Source organism: Brevibacterium sp., from assembly GCF_031179145.1.
GTDB lineage: Bacteria > Actinomycetota > Actinomycetes > Actinomycetales > Brevibacteriaceae > Brevibacterium.
This window is the reverse complement of the sequence record NZ_JAPSIB010000004.1, coordinates 148,403-162,657: the sequence shown is the minus strand read 5'-3', so window position 1 is coordinate 162,657 and position 14,255 is coordinate 148,403. Positions and strand designations below refer to the sequence as shown.

The 14,255-nt window shown below is 66.6% G+C and carries 12 protein-coding genes and 1 tRNA gene; 8 read left to right on the top strand and 5 right to left on the bottom strand.

Annotated elements, in window-relative coordinates:
• Positions 1-40: 40 nt before the first annotated feature.
• Positions 41-301 carry a hypothetical protein gene (locus RIT73_RS05115; RefSeq protein WP_309130978.1) on the bottom strand — a complete coding sequence of 87 codons (261 nt, stop codon included), beginning with the start codon at positions 299-301 and terminating at the stop codon, positions 41-43.
• A 27-nt stretch (positions 302-328) separates the two neighbouring features.
• Between RIT73_RS05115 and RIT73_RS05110 the strand changes: the two genes are divergently transcribed.
• Positions 329-487 (top strand): zinc finger domain-containing protein, encoded by a 159-nt coding sequence (locus tag RIT73_RS05110; protein ID WP_309130977.1) that lies wholly within the window; start codon positions 329-331, stop codon positions 485-487.
• 115 nt (positions 488-602) lie between these two features.
• Here the strand turns inward: RIT73_RS05110 and RIT73_RS05105 are convergent, their stop codons facing one another.
• The 4 genes from RIT73_RS05105 to RIT73_RS05090 form a co-directional block, all read right to left on the bottom strand.
• A complete protein-coding gene (locus RIT73_RS05105) occupies positions 603-2,561 on the bottom strand; it encodes a BCCT family transporter (RefSeq protein ID WP_309130976.1) in 1,959 nt (652 codons plus the stop codon).
• A 277-nt stretch (positions 2,562-2,838) separates the two neighbouring features.
• Positions 2,839-2,911: transfer RNA gene (locus RIT73_RS05100), tRNA-Asn, on the bottom strand.
• A 102-nt stretch (positions 2,912-3,013) separates the two neighbouring features.
• The gene (locus tag RIT73_RS05095) at positions 3,014-3,742 is read right to left on the bottom strand and encodes an ABC transporter permease (protein ID WP_309130975.1); all 729 of its coding nucleotides are present in this window, start codon (positions 3,740-3,742) and stop codon (positions 3,014-3,016) included.
• A complete protein-coding gene (locus RIT73_RS05090; RefSeq protein ID WP_309130974.1) occupies positions 3,739-4,464 on the bottom strand; it encodes an ABC transporter ATP-binding protein in 726 nt (241 codons plus the stop codon). Before RIT73_RS05090 ends, RIT73_RS05095 begins: the two co-directional genes overlap by 4 nt.
• Positions 4,465-4,556: 92 nt before the next feature.
• On the opposite strand from RIT73_RS05090, the gene RIT73_RS05085 reads away from it, so the two are divergent.
• From RIT73_RS05085 to RIT73_RS05055, 7 genes are all read left to right on the top strand, one after another.
• Positions 4,557-8,171, top strand: coding sequence for an AAA family ATPase (locus RIT73_RS05085; RefSeq protein WP_309130973.1), 3,615 nt, complete (start codon positions 4,557-4,559; stop codon positions 8,169-8,171).
• A 249-nt stretch (positions 8,172-8,420) separates the two neighbouring features.
• Positions 8,421-8,822 carry a hypothetical protein gene (locus RIT73_RS05080; protein ID WP_309130972.1) on the top strand — a complete coding sequence of 134 codons (402 nt, stop codon included), beginning with the start codon at positions 8,421-8,423 and terminating at the stop codon, positions 8,820-8,822.
• Between the two features lie 95 nt (positions 8,823-8,917).
• Positions 8,918-10,063, top strand: a complete 1,146-nt coding sequence (gene ftsY / locus RIT73_RS05075) for a signal recognition particle-docking protein FtsY (RefSeq protein WP_309130971.1) — start codon at positions 8,918-8,920, stop codon at positions 10,061-10,063.
• 109 nt (positions 10,064-10,172) lie between these two features.
• Entirely contained in the window at positions 10,173-11,420 is a 1,248-nt protein-coding gene (locus RIT73_RS05070) for an ammonium transporter (protein ID WP_309130970.1), read from the top strand.
• Between the two features lie 229 nt (positions 11,421-11,649).
• Complete coding sequence (ffh, locus tag RIT73_RS05065; RefSeq protein ID WP_309130969.1) at positions 11,650-13,248, top strand: signal recognition particle protein; 1,599 nt, start codon at positions 11,650-11,652, stop codon at positions 13,246-13,248.
• A gap of 156 nt (positions 13,249-13,404) precedes the next feature.
• Positions 13,405-13,812: a 30S ribosomal protein S16 gene (gene rpsP, locus RIT73_RS05060; protein ID WP_309130968.1), complete on the top strand. Its 408-nt coding sequence runs from the start codon at positions 13,405-13,407 to the stop codon at positions 13,810-13,812.
• A gap of 1 nt (position 13,813) precedes the next feature.
• A complete protein-coding gene (locus RIT73_RS05055; protein ID WP_309130967.1) occupies positions 13,814-14,044 on the top strand; it encodes an RNA-binding protein in 231 nt (76 codons plus the stop codon).
• Positions 14,045-14,255: the final 211 nt, after the last annotated feature.

Here is a 14,255-nt window from a genome sequence, read left to right as displayed (position 1 = left end):
GCATAGCTCGAGGCCGGTCTGACGACGCAGGGCCGCCGTCCTAGTCGAGCCACTCGAGTTCGACCGCGCGGGACCCGGCTGCAACGGCCGCAGCGGTTTCCTTCCACGACCTCAGTTCGGAAACCAACGACTCGGTTCCCGCCGCTGATGCGAGGTCCTCCGCGCACGCTTCTCGCTCGGCAGGAGAAAGAGAGCTCATCCATGAGAAGACCGAGGAGAACTGCTCGGCAATCGAGGCGTCGACGTTCGGCATCGTCGGATTCGGAACGATCTCCGCCCGCCCTGTCTGCTGATCGGCCATGAGTCGAGCCTAGATCGTCACTCGCGCGTGGCGGGAGTTTCGAGCGCACGGGACCGCGCGCTGCTCGTCTATGGGCGCGGTGGCCAGGAGTGTGTGCGGTGCGGGACCGAGATCCGTCGCCTCGTCATCGGCGGCCGTTCCTCGCACTTCTGTCCGAGCTGCCAGAAGGCACCGCGGTACCGCTGACAGCGGTGCCGCAGACAGCCGCGACCTGCGGGTGACATGTTCACCTGCAGGTCGCAGCTGTGCGTTTTGGCAGAGGGTCCCGAACTTTCCGGCTCCGCGGGAGCCGGGCCGTGCGTCAGGGCAGCGGGTCCTTGACGACGGGCTCAGCGGGAGCCGAGGACTTCGATCCGACGCCGGTCGCCGCATCGTCGGCGGTCCCCAGGCTGTCGGCTGTCCGCAGGCTGTCGGCGGTCCCCAGACGGTCGTCCGCTGTCCCCAGACGGTCGGACGCCGGCCTGACGTCGTTGATCGGGGTCGTACGGCCGGCCTTGGCGAGGTCTTCCTCCGTGATCACGGACATCTCCTGCGTGCTCAGACCGAACAGCTCACCGTTGTACTCGTCAACGGCGGTCGCGACCGTGTCGTCGAGCAGGTGGGTGGCGAGCTCCCGTTTGATGATGAGCGGATCATGGCGCAGGTCCCGCCACAGTGCGACGCAGAGCAGGAGCATGACGATGACGAACGGCAGAGCTGACACGATCGTGATGTTCTTCAGCCCGTTGAGCGCCGCGGCTGGGTCCTCGCCGCCTGCCAGCAGCATCACCGCCGCGACCGCACCGGTGGCCACGCCCCAGAAGATCACGGTCTTCTTGCGCGGCTCGACCGCACCGTTCTCGCTCAGCCCACCCATGACGATCGACGCGGAATCCGCGCCCGTGACGAAGAAGATTCCGATGAGGACGACGGTGACGATCATGAGGATGATGGAGATGATGCTCGGGAGAGGCAGAGCCCGCAGCACGTCGAACAGGATGAGGTCGAAGTTGATGTCGGGCGCTCCGTCGACGATGCTCGCGAGCTGCTCGACCGTGCCCTGGCCGCGTTCGGCTCTCTCCTGCATGCCGATGGCGCCACCGCCGAAGATCGCGAACCAGATGAGCGAGATGACCGACGGCACGACGAGGACGCCGGTGACGAACTGGCGGATCGTGCGTCCACGGGAGATGCGGGCGATGAAGAGACCGACGAAGGGCGACCAGGATATCCACCACGCCCAGTAGAAGACTGTCCAGCTCGAGAGCCAATCGGAGACGGTCTGCCCGCCGTCAGCGGCTGTGCGAGAAGCCATGGCCGGGAGGTCGCTGATGAGAGAGCCGACCGCCGAGGGGACGACGTTGAGGATGAACAGCGTCGGCCCGCCGATGAAGACGATGAGGGCGATGATGATTGCGAGCACCATGTTGATGTTCGACAGCCACTGGATGCCCTTCTCGATTCCCGACACCGCCGAGGCGACGAAGGCTGCGGTGAGGATCGCGATGATGATGACGAGAACGGGAGAGGTGACGTTGTCGAGGAATCCCGCTGATTCGATTCCACCGCCGATCTGGATCGCACCGAGGCCGAGTGAGCAGGCCGAGCCGAACAGGGTGGCGAGGATCGCGAGGATGTTGATGACCTTCCCGCCCGCACCGTGGACGGCGCGTTCGCCGAAGATCGAGGTGAACATGGACGAGAAGAGCTGGGAGCGACCGAGGCGGAAGGTTCCGTAGGCGACTCCGAGTCCGACAATGGCGTACATCGCCCACGGGTAGAGGGTCCAGTGGAACAGGGTGGTGCCCATGGCTACGTCCAACGCCTCGGGACTCGACCCCTCGACCGTGCCGGGTGGCGGAGACATGTAGAAGAAGAGCGGTTCGCCGACGCCGTAGAACACGAGCCCGATTCCCATGCCGGTGGCGAACATCATTGCGATCCACGAGGACGTCCTGAATTCGGGCACCTCGTCGTCCTTGCCCAGGGGAATCCGCCCGAACTTGCTCACTGCGACAACGATGACGAAGACCGTGAAGATCGTCGCGGCGATGACGAAGAGCCATCCGAAGTTGTCCATGACATTGGTCAGTGCAGAGCCCGCGACCGCACCCAGTCCTTCGGGGGAGATGAAGCCCCAGGCGACGAATGCGACCGCGAGGACTGCAGAGACTCCGAAGACGATCGGGTCGAGGCCTTTGGGCCGAAACGGCCGCAGCTTCGTGGTGGGGTTCTTGAGGAACTCTATGAGCTCTCGAGTTTTGTCCTGTTCTTTGTTCATGAGTTGTGGGCCGAAGCGGCGAAGCCAAGGTTGATTTCCGCGCTCGGCGCTCCTTCCGGTGACTGGACGCCCTTGGCCAGAATTCAAAGGTAACCCAGCTCACGTATTTGCGCCGCAATCTGAGGACTTCGAATCGTGCGGAATTTCGGAATCGCAATCTGCGGCAACACAGTTCCGCGCGGGACCGACCGCAGTTCGTCGTGGTGACGCACGAGGTTCGGCACCGGACAGGGGGATGACGAAGGCCCCGCCGCAGATGCGACGGGGCCAACTCCAGCTCCCCCGGCTGGGCTCGAACCAGCGACCCTTCGATTAACAGTCGAATGCTCTGCCAACTGAGCTACGGAGGACGAACGCTGCTGCCAGCGCACGAGAGACCATCGTACCAAAAGATCGCGGTGCCGTGGTCCACCCGCTCAGTCGTCGTCGGGACCGGCTCCGGCTGCCGGGATTCACCGGGTCCGGCGGCGCAGCGACAGAGAGCCCAAGGTCAGGAGCACCACGACGAATCCGCCGAGGACGGCGTTGTCGAACGCGACGGCACTCATGTCGGGGTTCGCGACGGTCACCTCGGTGAGGGCGTCGAAGGCGTAGGTCATCGGCAGCAGGTGAGCGACGAACTCGAGCGCCCGCGGGAGCTGATCGGTGGGCAGGAACAGTCCGGCGAGCAGGATCTGCGGGAAGACGAGCGCCGGCATGAATTGGACGGCCTGGAACTCGGTGGCGGCGAAAGCACTCGCGAAGAGTCCGAAGGCCGTGCCGAGGATCCCGTTGAGCATCGTGGTGGCGACGAAGACGGCGACATGATCGCCGGGGTCGAACCCGCAGACGAAGACTGCCCAGCTGACGCAGATGATGGACTGGGCGAGAGCGAGGAGGCCGAAGGCGATCGCGTAGCCGAAGATGAAGTCGGCCCTCGACACCGGCATGGTGAGCAGACGTTCGAGGGTGCCCGACCGCCGCTCACGCAGCGTGGCGATCGAGGTGACGAGGAACATCGTGACGAACGGGAACATCGCGATCAACTGCCCTGCGATGTGGTCGAAGACCGGCGTCTCGGAGAAGATCCAGGCGACGAGGCCGATGAGCAGCGCGGGGACGACGAGGAGCAGTCCCAGCGTTCGCTTGTCGTGGGCGATCTGGGTGAGCACGCGGCGGGTGGTGGCGATGGTGCGGTTCATGACTGTCCTCCCCGGGCGCAGCTGATGAAGGCCGCTTCGATCGAGTCCGTCCCGGTGCGTTCGATGAGGCCGGCGGGCGTGCCCTGGGCCAGGAGCCGACCCGAGGAGAGCAGGAGCAGATCGTCGCAGCGGGTCGCCTCATCCATGACATGGCTGGACACGAGGAGTGTGGCGCCGCCGTCTGCGAGACGGTGGAAGAGATCCCACAGGGAGGCACGCAGGATCGGGTCGAGGCCGACCGTCGGCTCATCGAGGACAAGCACGTCGGGTCCGCCGAGGAGGGCCGCCGCCAAGGACACCCGCGACCTCTGCCCGCCTGAGAGCGCCCCCACCCGGCGCCGCGCGAGATCGGCGAGGTCGGTCGCGGCCAGAACTCCGTCGATGTCGTCCTCGGCCCCGAGGATAGCGGCGAAGTACCTGAGATTGTCCCACACGCTCAGGTCGTCGTAGACGCTCGCCGATTGGGTGACGTAGGCCAAGCGGGTGCGCAGCCTCTTGTCCCCGGCCGCATGGCCGAGCACGGTGACGCTGCCGCTCGTGAGCTTCTGCGTCCCGACGATCGCCCGCATCAGCGTGGTCTTGCCCGACCCCGATGGACCCAGCAGTCCGGTGATGGAGCCCGCCTCGACGCTGAGGCTGAGGTGGTCGAGGACCGTGGTGTGGCCGCGCTCGACGACCAGGTCATCGATGCGGATCGCCGGGGATGACGGTTCGGTATTCATAGGATGAATGATCCTCCTCGCCGGTCGTGAGGGCCACACCCGCGCTTGGCCCGTGCCGCATCCGCGCGGGGGCCGATATGCTGGGACGCACGATGCATCTGAAAAGCCTGACCCTGCGAGGATTCAAGTCCTTTGCCTCGGCCACCACCCTCAAGTTCGAGCCGGGCATCACCTGCGTCGTCGGCCCCAACGGCTCCGGCAAGTCCAATGTCGTCGACGCGCTGTCCTGGGTGATGGGGGAGCAGGGGGCGAAGAACCTGCGCGGCGGGAAGATGGACGACGTCATCTTCGCCGGCACCTCCAAGCGTCAGGCCCTCGGCCGCGCCGAGGTGACCCTGACGATCGACAACACCGACGGGGCCATCCCCGTCGACTACACCGAGGTGACGATCTCGCGCACGCTGTTCCGCAGCGGCGGCAGCGAGTACGCCGTCAACGGCGCGCCTGCCCGGCTCCTCGACATCCAGGAGCTCCTCAACGACTCGGGTCTGGGCAAGGAGATGCACGTCATCGTCGGGCAGGGACGACTCGACGCGATCCTCCACGCCGACCCCCTCGAGCGCCGCAGCTTCATCGAAGAGGCCGCGGGCGTCCTCAAGCACCGGCGGCGCAAGGACAAGGCCGTGCGCAAGCTCACCGGTCTGCAGACGAATCTCGACCGCCTCGGCGACTTGCGGACCGAACTCAACCGTCAGCTGGGACCCCTGGGGCGGCAGGCTCAGGCGGCGCAGAAAGCCGCGACGGTCCAGGCCAAACTCCGCGACGCCACCGCTCGGCTCCTCGCCGACGACGCGGTGCGGCTGCAGGCGTCGCTGTTCGCCGCCACGAACGGTGGCGGCGACCAGCAGGACCGGATCGCCGAACTCGAGCAGAGACGAGGGCGGACGGAGGCCAGGCGCAGTGAGATCGAAGCCCGGCTGAGCACCGTCGAGACCGAGCTCGAGGCTCTGCGCAGCGCGGAATCGCGGACCCAGACCCAGATGGTCCGGGCGCAGGGGATCGCACAGCGTGCCGCGGACAAGCACTCCCACCTCCTGTCAGAGGTCAGCAGCCTCGCGAACCGGCCCTCCAAGTCACCGGACGAACTGCGGGCGCAGGCGCAGACGCTCCAGGCCGAGCTCGCCACCGCCGAGCAGGAGGTCGACGCCTCGGCGTCCGCGCTCGAGACCGCTGTGCAGCGGAAAGAGGACCTCACCGCCGAACTGCGCGCCGCGGAAGCCGAGGTCAAGGCCGCTCAGATCGCCGTCACCGAGGCCGTGAAGAACCGATCCTCCCTCGAATCGAAGCGGGCGCACGCCAAGGACAGGATCGCCGACCTCACCGCTCGCCTCACAGCCAATCGGGCAGAGATCGACTCCGTGTCCACCCGGATCGCCGAACGTGAGGCACAGCTGCAGGCAGCCGAGGCCGCGGTTGAGGACGTCGAGCGGGGGGAGAGCGAACTCGACGAGGAGTACGAACGGGCGAAGGCGGCTCAGACCGAGATCGAAGAGGCCCTCGAGCGGGTGAGGGAGGCGAAGGCGGAAGCGACCTCCCGGCTCGCCTCGGCGCAGGCCCGGGCGGAGGCCCTGGCGCTGGGCACCGCGCTCGAGGCCGACCTCGAGGACATCGTCAACGCGAATCTGCCCGGAGTCGGCACGGCCGTGACCGAACGGCTCAGCGTTGCCCAGGGATTCGAGATGGCGGTCGCCGCAGCCCTGTCGAACACGGTCAGCGGCGTCCTCGTCGACTCGGGACACGTGGCCCTCGAAGTGCTCGACCACCTCGGCGAGGACACGAACGTGACCCTGACGATCCCCGCGGGAGTCAATGGGGCGGGTGCGCAGTCCGCGAGCCCGGGCATCAACGGGACGGGCGCCAACGGCAATGGAACGGGGCCCGGCGCCGACGGGGCGGGCGATCGAGTCGATCTCCGTTCGCCGCATGCCGAGTCCGCGCGCTGGCTGGGCGAGCTCGTCGACAGCGACATCCCCGAACTCGACCGGCTGCTCAAGGCGGCCCTGCGCTCGGTCGTCTGCACCGACGATGCGAAGCAGGCTCTGGCCGTCATCGACGATCACCCCGATCTCACCGCCGTCACGGTGACCGGCGAGATCGTCACTCCGACCCGCGTCAGCCGGGCCCGGACCTCGACTGGAACCCGGCTCGCGTCGAAGACGGCCCTCGAGGACACCCGCACCACGATCACCGAACTCGAGGAGACGCTCTCCGGCTTCGACGTCGAGCTCGACCGGCTCGAGCCCGCACTCAAGCAGGCGCAAGCACGCACGAGCACCGCGCTTGAGGCGCTGCACGCCTCCGACGCCGCGATCATGGCCGCCGCGGAGGAGGTCTCCCGCATCGCCGGGGACATCGACGCGGCGAGGACCCGTCTGAACCGGGCCCACGAGAACGACGCAGAGCTGGCCTCCCGCCTCGAAGCCGCCGAACGAGAGGCACTGGCCGCGGATTCCGCGCTCGCCGGCGCAGGCGAGGTCGAGGAGGTCGTCGACACCAGCCGTCGTGATGCCCTGAGCGCTCAGGTCTCCCAGTCCTCCGAAGAGGTCATCGAAACCCGGATCGCCCACAAGGCCGCGACCGACCGTGCCCGGTTCCTCAACGACCGCGTGCAGTCCCTGCTCCGCTCCGCCTCCGCCGAGGAAGCCGCGCGGGAGCAGACCCAGAGGACGATCGCGCGGAAGAAGCGCGCGGCCGCCTCGGCGCAGGTCATCTCCGACACCGCGACCGCCGCGGCTGCCACCGCCGAGACCACCGTCGGCGAACTCGCCGACCAGGTCCGGATCCTCGTCGACGAACGCGGCGGGTTGAAAGAGGAGAGGAGCCGCCTCGGCGAGGAGCTCAAGGCGACCGTCACCCAACTGCAGAAGCTCAAGGACGCGGCCCAGGAGGCCGAACTCGCCCGCGAACGGCACCGCCTGCGTCTCGAAGAGATCGAACACCGGGCCGAGGAGGAGACCGGCCTCGGACTCGAGCGGCTGGTCGAGCTCTACGGCCCCGACACCCCTGTCCCCGGCTTCGACGAGGGGGAGGAGGAACGGCCCTTCGTCCGCGCCGAGGTCGAGAAGCGGCAGAAGCAGTCGGCCGCCGCCCTCAAGCGGATCGGCACCGTCAACCCGCTCGCGCTCGAGGAATATGAGGCGCTCAAGGAGCGGCACCAGTTCCTCGAGAAGCAGATCGCCGACATCGAGGCGTCCCGCCGGGACCTGATGAAGCTCGTCGAGGAGGTCGACCGACACGTCGAACAGGTCTTCGCCGAGGCATACGCGGACACCGCACGAGAGTTCGAGGACATCTTCTCCCGGCTGTTCCCGGGCGGGGAGGGGTCCCTGAGCCTCACCGACCCTGACGACATGCTCACCACCGGCGTCGATGTCCACGCCCGTCCGGCGGGGAAGAAGGTCAAGCGCCTGTCCCTGCTCTCCGGCGGGGAGCGCTCGCTCGTGGCGGTGGCGATGCTGGTCGCGATCTTCAAGGCCCGGCCCAGTCCCTTCTACGTCATGGACGAGGTCGAAGCCGCCCTCGACGACCTCAATCTCTCCCGCCTGCTCACCGTGTTCAGGGAGCTGCAGGACTCCTCGCAGCTCATCGTCATCACCCATCAGAAGCGGACGATGGAGATCGCCGATGCCCTCTACGGCGTGACGATGCACGGCGACGGAGTCTCCAAGGTCATCTCCCAGCGCATCCCACGGTCCGAGCAGGAGTGAGTCACGACGCGATACCCTTCGAGGCAGCGCCGGGGGACTCCGGAGTCACGACAGAGCCACTACGGGAGTGATGGGAAATCCAGGGGAGTCTCAGGGAATTCCCCAGACCCGATGCGAGCCTGCGGACGACCGGCCTCGGCGAGGACTATAGACTTGGGCCTTGGGTAATGTTGTCTGCAGAAGTGTTGTCGGTATGAGGAGCGAGTCGTCCATGTCCTTAGCGGCTGCACCGCGAGGTGGTTCGAGGGCATGAATGCTGTACTTGTCGTCATCCTCGGACTCGCCGTCTCCTTCGCCCTTGCCCTTGTCGTCGTCCTCCTCGTCGCCCTGCCCGGTCTGCGGGCCGAAGGCCGGCTCCGCTACTCCTCCGAGGTCCAACGATTCCGGTTGCCGCGGGAATGGACCGGATACGACGACGAGGTCCACGAATTCTTCGGCCATGACGATGGGACGTCGCACCTGGCCACCCGCGAGCAGGCCGCCGTCACCGCGATCCGCGACCACTCCTATGTACTGCGGCCGCAGCCGCGTCGGCACGCCGCGCCCTCACTGCTGACGTTCCGCCCCCGCACCCGCCACTGGAAGATCCCCGAATCGGGAACGGGATGGCGGACGACAGCAGGACTGCTGTTCGGCGCGCGCGAGTCCTGAGCGCCACTTTCCAGGACACCCTTCCAGGCACACTCCCCGCAGCAACCACTCCCCGAGGCAATCACTCCCCAAGGCAATAAGGAGGACGGACGTCCATGGATCAGCCGATCGTACTGCTCGTCGTCGTTGGCATCGTGTTCATCCTGGTGGTGGGACTCGGCATCGGCCTGCGAGTCAACGCCAAGCAGAAGGACCTGCGCCGGAAGCGGAGCATCGACGCCGATGTCACCGGAGACACCGCGACGATCGAGGAGACTCCCGAATCCGTCGTCGAGGAGAAGGCCGCCGTCAAGGGCACCGAGGTGCCGACCGAACCCGCGAACCGCCTGGTCCGGCTGCGGGAGCGCCTGGCGAAGTCGAACTCCGGCCTCGGTCGCGGACTGCTCAATCTGCTCTCCCGTGACAACCTCGACGAATCGGCGTGGGAGGAGATCGAGGACACCCTGATCCTCGCCGACGTCGGAGTCGAGCCCACCACCGAGCTCGTCGACAAGCTGCGCGATCGCGTCAAGGTGCTCGGCACCCGCGACCCCGAGGTGGTCCGTCAGCTGCTGCGCGAGGAGCTCATCAACCTCGTCGATCCGACCATGGACCGCAGCCTCGCGACCTCGCGCACCGCGGACGAACCGGCCGTGATGCTCGTCGTCGGCGTCAACGGTGCCGGCAAGACCACCACCGTGGGCAAGATCGCCCGGGTGCTCGTGGCCGAGGGCAAGACCGTCCTCCTCGGCGCCGCCGACACCTTCCGCGCCGCCGCGGCCGAACAGCTGACCACCTGGGGCGCGCGAGTCGGCGTCGAGACCGTGCGCAGCCACGAGGGTGCCGACCCCGCCTCCGTCGCCTACTCCGCCGTCGAACAGGGCAAGGTCGAGGGCACCGACGTCGTCCTCATCGACACCGCCGGGCGCCTCCAGAACAAGGTCGGGCTGATGGACGAGCTCGGCAAGGTCAAGCGAGTCGCGACCCGGCCGCTGGGCGACGGTCATGACATCGACGAGGTGCTCCTCGTCCTCGACGCCACCACCGGCCAGAACGGGATGCAGCAGGCGAAGGTCTTCGCCGAGGCCGTCAACATCACCGGAATCGTGCTCACCAAGCTCGACGGCACCGCCAAAGGCGGAATCGTCGTCGCCGTCCAGAGGGAACTCGGCGTCCCCGTCAAGCTCATCGGCCTGGGCGAAGGCGCTGACGACCTCGCGCCCTTCACCGCGGAGGGGTTCGTCGACGCACTCCTCGAGTGAGGCTGCTTCACATACCCGAAACATTCCCGACCCGCGGCTGTGACATCCGTCATGGACACTGTCAGTGGTCGGCTCCGACGGGGAGCCGCACGGACGCGAAAGTGATGACATGGAACTCGACGCAGCGAATGTGTGGATGATGGTCGCGGCAGGTCTCGTCCTGCTCATGACCCCTGGGGTGGCGTTCTTCTATGGTGGGATGACGCGGATCACCTCGAGCATCAACATGATGATGATGGTCTTCTCGGCCATGGCGGTGGCCGGACTGGTGTGGGTGCTCTACGGCTACGGGATGTCCTCCGGGGACTCGGTCGCGGGTGTGTTCGGCAGCCCGCTCTCACAGATCGGCCTCGCCGAGGCGGTGGCGCAGAGCCCTGAGACGCTGATCTCCATCGGCTATTCGGCGACCTTCGCAATGATCGCCATCGCCCTCATCGCCGGAGCGGTCGCCGACCGGGCGAAGTTCTCCACCTGGCTCGTCTTCTCGGCCATCTGGGTGACCCTGGTGTACTGTCCGCTCGCCTTCATGGTGTGGGGCGGGGGACTGCTCAGCGAAGACGGAGAGATCTGGGAGTTCTTCGGCCCGGCGATCGATTTCGCGGGCGGTACGGTGGTCCACATCAACGCCGGCGTCTCCGCGCTCGTCCTCGTCATCGTGATGGGGCGGCGGGCCCGCTACTCGACCCCGCACCGTCCCCACAACATCCCGATCACCGTGGTCGGCGCTGCCCTGCTGTGGTTCGGCTGGTTCGGATTCAACGGGGGAGCGGCGTCGACCGTCGAGCAGGCCGGACTGATCTGGATCAACACCCTGGTCGCGCCGGCGGCCGGAATGATCACCTGGATCGTGGTCGAGCGGATCCGCTCGCACCGCCCGAGCAGCATCGGCTGCGTCTCCGGTGCCATCGCCGGGCTCGTCGCCATCACCCCCGCCTGCGCCGATGTCGAACCCTATGCCGCCATCATCATCGGCATCGCCGCCGGTGCCGGCGCCGCCCTGGCCGTCGAGGTGAAGAACCGGCTCCGCTACGACGACGCCCTCGACGTCGTCGGGGTCCATCTCGTCGCCGGGGTCATCGGGACTGTGCTCATCGGGCTCTTCGCCGTCCCCTCTGAGGGCTCGGTCGGCGGACTGTTCTATGGCGGAGGGCTGAGCCTGCTCATCGCCCAGATCGTCGCCACCGTGGTGGCCATCGTGTTCGCCGGAGTCGTCACCTGGCTGATCGCTGTCGTCCTGCGCCGGACGATGGGGCTGCGGATCGACCACCGCCAGGAGATGCGGGGAATCGACGCCTCCGAGCACGCGGAGCAGGCCTACTCGTTCGAGCACACCGACCGGGCGAACTCGCTGCGCTGAGGGTTGCGCTGAGGGTTGGGGGCGCCGAGCGCCTGCACGACTCGCACGCTCCCTCGCCGGCCACCTCGGCAGGGGAGCGTGCCCCCCGGTCCCGGACACCACCTCGGCGGGAAGTGACCGGGGCGGGACCGGGGGTTCCATGCACATTCACGGGTCCGGCGTTTCGGTCGAGGCCGGGGAACTTGCTAGTCTAGAGAGTCGACCAATTCATCGTGAAGAAGGCTTGCAGGTGTTCAATACTCTTTCCGACAGGCTCACCGCGACATTCAAGAATCTGCGGGGCAAAGGACGGCTGTCCGAAGCCGACGTGGACGCGACCATCCGTGAGATCCGTCGTGCTCTTCTCGACGCCGACGTGGCCCTGCCAGTCGTCCGCGCCTTCACCGGTCGGATCCGTGACCGGGCGCTGTCCGAGGAGGTCTCCGGCGCGCTCAATCCGGGCCAGCAGGTCGTCAAGATCGTCAATGACGAACTCGTCGGCATCCTCGGCGGTCAGACCCGCCGGCTGGAGTTCGCCAAGCGACCGCCGACGGTCATCATGCTCGCCGGCCTGCAGGGTGCAGGTAAGACCACCCTGGCGGGCAAGCTCGCCCACTGGCTGAAGTCCGAAGGTCACCGGCCGATGCTCGTCGCCGCCGACCTCCAGCGACCCAATGCGGTCAACCAGTTGCAGATCGTCGGTGAGCGGGCCGGCGCGTTCGTCTACGCCCCCGAACCCGGCAACGGCGTGGGCGACCCGGTCCAGGTGGCCAAGGACTCGATCGACGTCGCGAAGTCCAAGCTCCACGACGTCGTCATCGTCGACACCGCGGGACGTCTGGGAATCGACGAAGAGCTCATGCAGCAGGCCTCGGACATCCGCTCCGCGGTCAACCCGGACGAGGTCCTGTTCGTCATCGACGCGATGATCGGACAGGACGCGGTGAAGACCGCCGAGGCCTTCCTCGAAGGCGTCGACTTCACGGGCGTCGTGCTCTCGAAGCTCGACGGTGATTCGCGCGGCGGTGCTGCGCTGTCCGTCGCCGAGGTGACCGGCAAGCCGATCATGTTCGCCTCGACCGGTGAGTCCATGAAGGACTTCGAGCAGTTCCATCCCGACCGGATGGCTGACCGAATCCTCGACATGGGCGACATCCTCACCCTCATCGAGCAGGCCGAGAAGACCTTCGACGAGAAGGAGACCGAGAAGCTCAAGAAGAAGGTCGAGTCCGGGGAGGACTTCGACCTCAACGACTTCCTGACGCAGATGGCGAGCCTGAAGAAGATGGGCTCGATGAAGAAGATGCTGACGATGATGCCCGGCATGAGTCAGTACAAGGACGCCATCGAAGCCTTCGACGACCGCGAGGTCGACCGCGTCGAGGCCATCGTGAGATCGATGACACCGGCCGAGCGCAGCAATCCGAAGATCCTCAACGGCTCCCGCCGGGCCCGCATCGCCAAGGGCGCCGGAACCACGGTGACCGCGGTCAACCAGCTGATGGAGCGGTTCACCCAGGCGCAGAAGATGATGCGCGGACTCAGCAAGGGCGGCGGAATGCCGGGGATGCCCGGCGCCGGCGGTCCGGGAATGCCGGGAATGGCCGGCATGCCCGGTGGCGCGCCGAACCGCAAGAAGAAGGCGGTCGGGAAGAAGAAGGGCCGCAAGGGCGGCCAGTCGGGCAATCCTGCCAAGCGCGCACAGCAGGCGCAGGAGAAGAAGACCGGGAAGACCCAGGACCCGGTCGGCTCCGCATTCGGCGGCGTCGATCTCGGCGGGGACGAGGAGTTCGACCTGAACAACTTGCCCAAGGGCTTCGGCGGGATGTTCTCAGGTGGCAAGAAATAGGGCTTTCTGGCACAATTGACTCTTGTACTTTTGCTTTCGAAGAGGGCCCTCTCTTCCGCTTCGGAGTGATAGTCCAGGTCACAGATTCCAACAGATCAACCCCACGCTCTGTGGAACCTCTGTGCAACAAAAAAGACAAAAGGAGACACCACTAAAGTGGCAGTCAAAATTCGCTTGACCCGCATGGGCAAGATCCGTGCACCCTTCTACCGCGTCGTCGTCGCTGATTCGCGTACCCGTCGGGACGGTAAGGCCATCGAACAGATCGGCATCTACCACCCGACCCGTGAGCCCTCGGTCATCGAGATCGATTCCGAGCGCGCACAGCACTGGCTCTCCGTGGGCGCCCAGCCCACCGACCAGGTGCGCAACCTGCTCAAGCTGACCGGTGACTGGCAGAAGTTCACCGGCGAGGGTGAAGCAGTGAACACTGTGAAGCCTCAGGTCGAGAAGACCCCTTACGTCGCTCCCTCCGCCGAATCGGTGATCCGCGAAGCGATCACTCGCAAGGGCAAGACCGAGGAAGCGGCTGAAGAGCCTGCTGCAGAAAGCGCTGAAGCCTGAGATGTTGGCTGAATCGCTCGAACACCTGGTCCGTGGCATCGTCGACAATCCCGACGATGTGTCAGTGCGGTCCAGGTCGTCCCAACGGGGGACCACGCTTGAGGTTCGGGTTCATCCGGATGATCTCGGACGCGTCATCGGCCGTGCGGGCAGAACCGCAAAGGCCCTGCGCACCGTGATCAACTCACTTGCCGACCGCGAGTCGGTGCGGGTGGACCTCATCGAGGCGTGATCATCGGCGAACTTGAGGGGCGTGGCTGCTTGCCGCGCCCCTCAAGTGCATTCACAGGCCGGTGTGGCGCAGGGCAGCGACGCCAAGCCGTCGCCGTGAGCGCTCGAACCGGCCCCGGGATACCGAAAAGAAGTTGAAAGTGCGCACAACCCCGGGTAGTGGTCGATATCGAGGTCGAAATCGATCAGAAGCCGGGTTCGTGCGCGCTTTC

What these genes read in the sequence shown, in the direction of transcription:
- RIT73_RS05095 (WP_309130975.1), bottom strand. Translation starts at nt 3,742, where the DNA reads ATGAACCGCACCATCGCCACCACCCGCCGCGTGCTCACCCAGATCGCC.
- RIT73_RS05090 (WP_309130974.1), bottom strand. Translation starts at nt 4,464, where the DNA reads ATGAATACCGAACCGTCATCCCCGGCGATCCGCATCGATGACCTGGTC.
- RIT73_RS05105 (WP_309130976.1), bottom strand. Translation starts at nt 2,561, where the DNA reads ATGAACAAAGAACAGGACAAAACTCGAGAGCTCATAGAGTTCCTCAAG.
- RIT73_RS05085 (WP_309130973.1), top strand. Translation starts at nt 4,557, where the DNA reads ATGCATCTGAAAAGCCTGACCCTGCGAGGATTCAAGTCCTTTGCCTCG.
- RIT73_RS05080 (WP_309130972.1), top strand. Translation starts at nt 8,421, where the DNA reads ATGAATGCTGTACTTGTCGTCATCCTCGGACTCGCCGTCTCCTTCGCC.
- ftsY (WP_309130971.1), top strand. Translation starts at nt 8,918, where the DNA reads ATGGATCAGCCGATCGTACTGCTCGTCGTCGTTGGCATCGTGTTCATC.
- RIT73_RS05115 (WP_309130978.1), bottom strand. Translation starts at nt 301, where the DNA reads ATGGCCGATCAGCAGACAGGGCGGGCGGAGATCGTTCCGAATCCGACG.
- RIT73_RS05070 (WP_309130970.1), top strand. Translation starts at nt 10,173, where the DNA reads ATGGAACTCGACGCAGCGAATGTGTGGATGATGGTCGCGGCAGGTCTC.
- RIT73_RS05055 (WP_309130967.1), top strand. Translation starts at nt 13,814, where the DNA reads ATGTTGGCTGAATCGCTCGAACACCTGGTCCGTGGCATCGTCGACAAT.